The sequence below is a fragment of the Corynebacterium variabile genome, assembly GCF_006539825.1.
Classification (GTDB): domain Bacteria; phylum Actinomycetota; class Actinomycetes; order Mycobacteriales; family Mycobacteriaceae; genus Corynebacterium; species Corynebacterium variabile.
The window spans coordinates 1-6,858 of the sequence record NZ_BJNT01000035.1 but is presented as its reverse complement, the minus strand read 5'-3'; the positions used below and the strand labels follow the sequence as shown (position 1 = coordinate 6,858).

Here is a 6,858-nt window from a genome sequence, read left to right as displayed (position 1 = left end):
GGAGAAAGGAATCGCGACTCCTTCTTGCCGCAGGGCGGGGAGATCAGCAGCACGGAGCGAAAAACCTGCCGGCACAGGCTGCAAGCCTCTGCTGGCAGGGGCCGGGGCGCCCTGTTATTCGCAGGCAAGACCGCGGCAGATGCTCAGAACAGATTGCGGGTCCTCATCGCAGCCCCCGCTTACTGTGGAGTGTCCGCAGTACGCGGCGCAACCGGCTGGCCGCGCCTACGCGGGTTTTCTCCTCCGCGGTCGTTCTGGTTGTCTGGTTAGTCCTGGGAGGTGATGAGCTCGAGGACGATCTTGCCGCGGGCGTGGCCCTGCTCAATGTGGGCCAGGGCCTTACCGGCCTGTTCCAGCGGGTAGGTCGTATCGACCTTCGGGTCGACCAGCCCGTACTGGACCACCCCGGTGATCTGTCCGACCATTTCCGGGGTGCGGCGCAGCACCTGTCCACCGAGTTCTCCCACGGTGGCAGCATCAGCCGCCGAGATCACGTGCGCCGGATTCTTCGCCAAGGGAGCAACCACCCGCAACGCCTCCCCGCCGACTAGGTCGAAGACTAGGTCCACACCGTCAGGGAGCAGCGCACGCACCTGCTCCGCGACGGCGTCGCCGGTGGCGACGAAGATAGCACCGGTGGATTCGATGAGTTCGCGCTTGTCCTCGTGGTCAACGCCGACGACCTGGAACTTGTGGACCCGTCCGATCTGCGCGGCCATCAGCCCGACCCCACCACCGGCCCCATTGATCAGCAACGACTGGCCTGGTTCAAGCTCGACCTGGTGAGTGCCGGCGTAGGCGCTCGCCCCAGCGACCGGGATCGCGGCGGCGTCGGTGAACGAGATCTCCTCCGGCTTGAGCACGGTACTCTCTGCCACCAGCAGGGTATCCTCGGCATATCCGCCGACGCCGGGGACCACCAGGCCGAGCACCTGATCGCCGACCGCGAAGCCCTCCACACCGTCTCCAACGGCGGTGACGATCCCGGAGGCCTCCTCGCCCAGGGGTGCCGGAAGCTCTCGCGGGGTTCCGGCAACCCCGGAACGGATCTTCCAATCAAGCGGGTTGACCCCGGCCGCGTGGACCTTGACCCCGAGTTCTCCCGGGCCTGGCTGGGGGGTGTTGCGGGTGATCAGTTCCTGGTTGTCCGGGCCGCCGTACTCGTTGAACACGTATACCTTCGACATCGTGTGCTTCCTCTCCTCGTGAATTTCTTTCCTGTGGTCACGGCCGTTCGCGGCCTTGCCTGTCACGGTAGAAAGATGATCACCGCGAGACCATGACGTGGATCAAAGAGTGAAAGAAGTGATCACGAAGGACCCCACCGACATTGGGGGATCTATCGTGCAGGCCCCTTCGTGCCGCTAAGGTCGGTGTCGCTTGCCACAGCGTGCCCAGGGCCTCTCGATGCCCTAGGTGAGGCCTGCCCCTGTTCCCAGCAGGAGCAGGCATTTTTCTCCGTCGTCACCCTTCGGGGACGGCAGGACCCTGACATGCATATCCCACACCGCCTCAACGGTTGTGCACCATGAACCCCGAAAAACCGGCTAGTACCGGTTAAACCTGCGGCAGTGGGGAGGCCCTGAGGCGAAGGTCGGTGATGCAGGTGGCTCCGTCCGTACCGGTGGTGAAGTAGGAGTAGCCGGTGAACTCCCCGTGGGTGATCTCGATGGTGCCGGCGGTATCGCGCGGGAGCCAGTAGCCGATGAACCCGTTGTCGAAGGTGGTTGCCTGCTCCGAGACGAGCACCGCACCCGTGCCGTCCTCAATGATCTCCACCTCCACGGGTGCGTTGCGCAGCTCGCCCAGGCAGGTGGTCAGGCTGTGGTAGAAGCAGTCATGGGTCTGGTTGATAAACGGGGCCACGGACACATAGACGGAGGCAGCGGGCATAGCCAGGCTGATTTCCTCGTCAGGAGTGGTCAGAACGAGCTCGTCGGGGCGCACCACGGCCATCAGATCCTGCGGACGGGCCTCCACGAGGAGAGCGTCCAGGTAGTCGATGATCCCCACCGGGTCCATACCTGCCAGATCGACCGAGGCCAGAAACTCCGCCTCCTCGGGGTCCGCCGCCGAGGGGGTGCACCCGGCCAGGGTGAGCGCACAGACAGCGAGGAGGGCGGCGAATCGGTTCATGGCAGATCCTTGCTTCATGTTTCTATAGTCAAACATAAAAAATACTGCATGTGACAGCAAGAGGAAAAGGGGACGTGGCCCTTTCCGGGAAAGTCGGCGCGGGCCCAGTATGCCGCGACCCGCACCGTCATGCGCAGCTGCTCCCACCGGTCGGGACCCTTTTCCGGTTGTTTGATCCAGGTTAAGGAATTACTCCGGATATAGCCGCATTTTCATTATCATGCGCCCATTCCACGTGCCCCCGATGAAAGGACCCCACCGTCATGACCATTCCCATCCTCAAGCACACCACCGTGTCCACGTCGGGTTTTTCTGCCCGAGTTGCCTGGCCACCGCCCAGACCACACTCAGTGACCTGGAGGGGGTGGCCTCCGTCGAAGTGGTCGTACCGCCCGGCCATCTCGTGGTGTCCCATGACCTACAACAGGTGTCTGTGGACGAGCTCATCAAGGTCGTCACCGACATCACCTCCACTGCCCACTCCTCAGGCAGCGAGTGGTGAGGGGGCGCGGCTGTCGGTTGTGTCGGAGGCTTTTGCTCCTCCGCTTCCGCGGTCATTGCTCTCCGGGTCCGATAGCATGGGGCTTATGGCCCGCAATCCCGTCCGTCACAACTGCGCCCAACCCCACCAGTGCTCCCTGGACGTGCACATGCAGGTCATGGCCCGTTCCCCGCTGACCAAGAAGCTGAACCCACAACAGCACAGGGAACTCGACCAGCATCTGACCTCCTGGGCCTGGGCCGCGGGTGATCCCATCCTCCTAGCCGGCGAGCAGGCTCAGGGCAGCTATATGGTCGCCTCCGGTCGGGCCCGGATCACCCGGGACACCATCGATGGCCGCGAAATCACCGTCGACATCGCCGCCCCCGGGGATGTCATCGGCCCACTGCACACCCATAGCTCCCCAGCCACCGACTCCGCCTGGGCGATTGAGACCACCTGCGCGCTCTACCTGCCCGCCGAGGCCCTGACCGAGGTCGTGGACGCCTACCCGCAACTGGCGTTGGCGATCATGCGGATGCAGCAGGACCAATTGGTCCGGTCCCGGGAACGCGAGACCGCACAGACCACCTCGACTGTCGAGCAGCGCGTGGCCGCCGCCCTCCAATACCTGGACGCCAAGCTCGGGCAAATCCGACAAGACGGATCCAGCCTGCTGCAGGTCCGCCTGCGCCGCGACGACGTGGCCGGCATGGCCGGCACCACCGTCGAGTCCGCCTCCCGGGCAATGGCGCGGATGAAGAAAACCGGTGTCATCGACTCCGGCCGCGAATGGATCGCCATTACCAACCACCAGGCCCTGGCCGACCTGGTCGCCGGCCTCTAAACGCCCACATCCCTCTCTCTGTTCCAGGACAATTTCCTGGTAGGAGAGATTTGTCGTTGTTTGATCCAGGTCAAGGAACTAACCCGGAAAGGACCGTATCTTTAAAGGTGCAAGCACAGGAACATGACGATAAAAGATGAAAGGACCTGGTTACGATGACCGCCCCGGCCACGCTGAAGAACACCACCTTGCGCTCTGATGAGTTCACCTGTCCGAGCTGTGTCGCCAAGATCGAAAACAAGCTGAATGGTTTGGACGGCGTGGAGAATGCGGAGGTGAAGTTCTCCTCCGGACGCATCCTGGTCACCCACGACCCACAGAAGGTCTCCGTACGTGACCTGGTCACCGCGGTAGCCGAGGTCGGTTACACCGCCAAGCCGTCGGCGATCTGACGCACTCCCGACCCCACAAGCCCGCCCGCACCAGAAAGTGCCGGCGGGCCATCTGTGCCCCCGGGCTACGAGCACCACAGTCTTTTTGCGATCCAGATCTCACTTTGCGGGTACTTGATGCGGATCAAGGTACTTTCTCCGGATTGTTCATAACTTAATGAGTATCACAGAAAACACCTGATCTTCATCATGAAAGGACACCACCATGGCCGAAGTGACCTTTGCCAGTCTCCACGAGAAGATGAACTTCCTGCTCAAGGACCACGGGGTCGAGAACTTCGACGAGTCGGATCTGGACCTCGAATCCGTCTCCTCACTGCACGCCAAGGCGAACGCGTTATGCGCCACCCACGGCGGTGACCCCTCCCGCATGGCGAACGATACCCTCGCCCAGCTGCACCCGAAGCTGGACTTCCTGATGAAGGGGCACGGCGTGGACACCGACACTGCCCGCCTGGACTTGAGCACACTGGAGGCTGTGGATGCCAAGGTCAACGCCATTGTCAACGCCCACGATCATTAGCGACTGGACCATCTTTCCGAAGTGGGAGCCGCGCTGTCCTCATGCCCACACCGACCCGTGAACGACAGGGACCGAATCTTCTCGCAAGAACTCGAGCCCTGAATACAGGCGACATCCAGGGTGCCATACGCAACGGCTACTCCCGCCTATCACAGTGTGGCGGCGTTGTACCGCGTGAGCCGTCCTGCGGGCCAGGACGACACTATCCACCTAGGACATCTCAAGGAGACCCGTGACGCCTACCAGCGACGCGTAGATGACGACCTCGCCCTGTTCCCCTCCCTTGTGGCGCCCGACCCACACGGCCGCCATCCGATCCGGGAATGGCTGAGCACTCACACCGGCCCTCTCATGGACGCCGGCTGTACCGCCAAACCCTCGGCCTACTAAACACCCCCTATCCGAGTACCCGGGAAAGGAGCATGATCGACGCCACGTCATCTCCACGCTAGGAACCCACCAGCACCGTGCGGTGCTGGTGGGTTTCTGGCGTTGACAGGCCACGTGGCATGCTCTTCTGCTCCACCTCGTCAGGTCGGAGGTGTGTGGGTAATTGATCCAGGTCAAGGAAGTTTCTCCGGAATTGTCCTAACTTAATGAGTGTCACAAGAAAAAGACCCTCAAAAAGTAAAGGACACCCATCATGAAGACCTGGAAAACCTGGGGCGTGGTCGCCGTCTCAGGCCTGTTGATTATCCTGTCCTGGCTCATCCCCGCTGGGTGGCTGTCAGACGGATTCATGATCGCCGCCGCGGTGGTCGCCGGCTGGCAGATCGCCGTCTCCGCCGTCCAGGCCCTGCGCATTAGGATGATCTCGATTGACCTGCTGGTCATCGTCGCCGCCATCGGCGCGCTGTTCATCAGCAACTACTGGGAATCCGCCGCCGTCACCTTCCTCTTCGCCCTGGGCAAGGCCCTGGAGAAGGCCACGATGAACCGCACCCGCAAGGCACTGTCGGACCTGGTGGACGCTGCCCCCGAGACCGCCACCGTGCTGCGCGACGGTGAGCCCGAAACCGTTGAGATCTGGGAACTGGCCCCCGGTGACGTCGTGCTCGTGAAAAACGGAGAGCAGATCCCCGTCGATGGACGCGTGCTCTCCGGTCACGGCGGGGTCGACGAGGCCACCATCACCGGGGAATCCGTACCCGCTGAGAAGGCCGAGGACTCGGAGGTCTTCGCCGGTACTTGGCTGCGCTCCGGGGTGCTGCGCATCGAGGCGATTGGCATCGGCTCGGACTCCACACTGGCCAAGATCATCCACCGTGTGGAAGACGCCCAGGACGATAAGGCCAAGACCCAGACGTTCCTGGAGAAATTCTCGAAGTACTACACCCCCGGTGTGATGGTCGCCGCCCTCGCCGTTGGCCTGATCACCCTCAATGTGGAACTGGCCTTGACCCTGCTGGTCATCGCCTGCCCCGGGGCGCTGGTCATCTCCATCCCGGTCTCGATTGTCGCCGGTATCGGACGCTCCGCTAAGGACGGGGTGCTCATCAAGGGTGGCGAATACCTGGAGACCTCCGCGAAGGTCGACACCGTGGTCGTCGACAAGACCGGCACCCTGACCAACGGCCGCCCCGAGCTGACCAACGTCGACGTCCTCGACCCTGCCTACTCGGACGATGAGGTGCTCACCCTGGCCGCCCGTGCCGAAACCGCCTCCGAGCACCCCCTGGCCGAGGCGATCATCCGCGGCGCGGAGAACAAGGGACTGACCATCGAAATGGTCGAGAAAGCCAAACCGGTCACCGGCAAGGGCATCATCGCGAAGGTCGACGACCATACCGTCGCCGTCGGTTCCGCCGGCCTGCTCGACCACGCCCCGGACACCACCCGCATCCTTGAACTCAATGACCAGGGCAAGACCGCCATGTACGTCGGTGTCGACGGACGCGCCATCGGCATCGTCGCCGTGGCCGACACCATCCGTGACGACGCACCGGCCGCTATCCGATCGCTGCATGACAAGGGTGTGCGCGTGATCATGGCCACCGGTGACGCGCAGCGGGTGGCCCACAACGTCGCCGCCGAACTCGGGGTCGACGAAGTCCGGGCCGAACTCATGCCCGAGGACAAGCTCACTATCGTCAAGGACCTGCAGGCCCAGGGCCGCACCGTGGCCATGATCGGCGACGGTGTCAACGACACGCCGGCACTCGCTCAGGCCGACATCGGCGTGGCGATGGGGGCTGCTGGCTCACCTGCCGCCATCGAGACAGCCGATATCGCCCTGATGGCCGACAAGCTCCCCCGCCTGCCGTACGCCCTGGGTTTGGCCCAGCGCACGGTACGCACCATGCGGGTCAATATCGCCATCGCCCTGGCCACCGTGGCGATCCTGTTGGCCGGTGTGCTGCTCGGTGGGGTGACCATGTCGATTGGCATGCTCGTCCACGAAGCTAGCGTCCTGATCGTCATCGCGATCGCCATGCTGCTGCTGCGCCCCACCCTGAAGGAAGACAAGGACAAGGCAGAC

At 63.2% G+C, this 6,858-nt stretch carries 7 protein-coding genes; 5 read left to right on the top strand and 2 right to left on the bottom strand.

What is annotated here, in order from left to right; translation table 11 throughout:
• Positions 1-266: 266 nt before the first annotated feature.
• Together CVA01_RS14505 and CVA01_RS15020 are read right to left on the bottom strand one after the other, a co-directional pair.
• Positions 267-1,187: an NADP-dependent oxidoreductase gene (locus CVA01_RS14505; protein ID WP_141331774.1), complete on the bottom strand. Its 921-nt coding sequence runs from the start codon at positions 1,185-1,187 to the stop codon at positions 267-269.
• A 370-nt stretch (positions 1,188-1,557) separates the two neighbouring features.
• Positions 1,558-2,136: a CueP family metal-binding protein gene (locus tag CVA01_RS15020; RefSeq protein WP_170209814.1), complete on the bottom strand. Its 579-nt coding sequence runs from the start codon at positions 2,134-2,136 to the stop codon at positions 1,558-1,560.
• 220 nt (positions 2,137-2,356) lie between these two features.
• Here CVA01_RS15020 and CVA01_RS15615 point away from each other — a divergent pair, with 220 nt between their 5' ends.
• From CVA01_RS15615 to CVA01_RS14475, 5 genes are all read left to right on the top strand, one after another.
• The gene (locus tag CVA01_RS15615; protein ID WP_141331772.1) at positions 2,357-2,638 is read left to right on the top strand and encodes a heavy-metal-associated domain-containing protein; all 282 of its coding nucleotides are present in this window, start codon (positions 2,357-2,359) and stop codon (positions 2,636-2,638) included.
• An 85-nt stretch (positions 2,639-2,723) separates the two neighbouring features.
• Positions 2,724-3,464 (top strand): Crp/Fnr family transcriptional regulator, encoded by a 741-nt coding sequence (locus CVA01_RS14490; RefSeq protein WP_174775652.1) that lies wholly within the window; start codon positions 2,724-2,726, stop codon positions 3,462-3,464.
• 155 nt (positions 3,465-3,619) lie between these two features.
• Positions 3,620-3,856: a heavy-metal-associated domain-containing protein gene (locus tag CVA01_RS14485; RefSeq protein ID WP_042622839.1), complete on the top strand. Its 237-nt coding sequence runs from the start codon at positions 3,620-3,622 to the stop codon at positions 3,854-3,856.
• Positions 3,857-4,061: 205 nt separating this feature from the next.
• The gene (locus tag CVA01_RS14480) at positions 4,062-4,379 is read left to right on the top strand and encodes a hypothetical protein (protein ID WP_141331770.1); all 318 of its coding nucleotides are present in this window, start codon (positions 4,062-4,064) and stop codon (positions 4,377-4,379) included.
• 643 nt (positions 4,380-5,022) lie between these two features.
• The coding region (locus tag CVA01_RS14475; RefSeq protein ID WP_141331768.1) for a heavy metal translocating P-type ATPase at positions 5,023-6,858 on the top strand (1,836 nt) is incomplete at its 3' end.

Bases quoted from the DNA above. Each gene is read 5' to 3' on its own strand.
- CVA01_RS14480 (WP_141331770.1), top strand. From the start codon at position 4,062: ATGGCCGAAGTGACCTTTGCCAGTCTCCACGAGAAGATGAACTTCCTG.
- CVA01_RS15615 (WP_141331772.1), top strand. From the start codon at position 2,357: ATGCGCCCATTCCACGTGCCCCCGATGAAAGGACCCCACCGTCATGAC.
- CVA01_RS14505 (WP_141331774.1), bottom strand. From the start codon at position 1,187: ATGTCGAAGGTATACGTGTTCAACGAGTACGGCGGCCCGGACAACCAG.
- CVA01_RS14490 (WP_174775652.1), top strand. From the start codon at position 2,724: ATGGCCCGCAATCCCGTCCGTCACAACTGCGCCCAACCCCACCAGTGC.
- CVA01_RS15020 (WP_170209814.1), bottom strand. From the start codon at position 2,136: ATGAACCGATTCGCCGCCCTCCTCGCTGTCTGTGCGCTCACCCTGGCC.
- CVA01_RS14485 (WP_042622839.1), top strand. From the start codon at position 3,620: ATGACCGCCCCGGCCACGCTGAAGAACACCACCTTGCGCTCTGATGAG.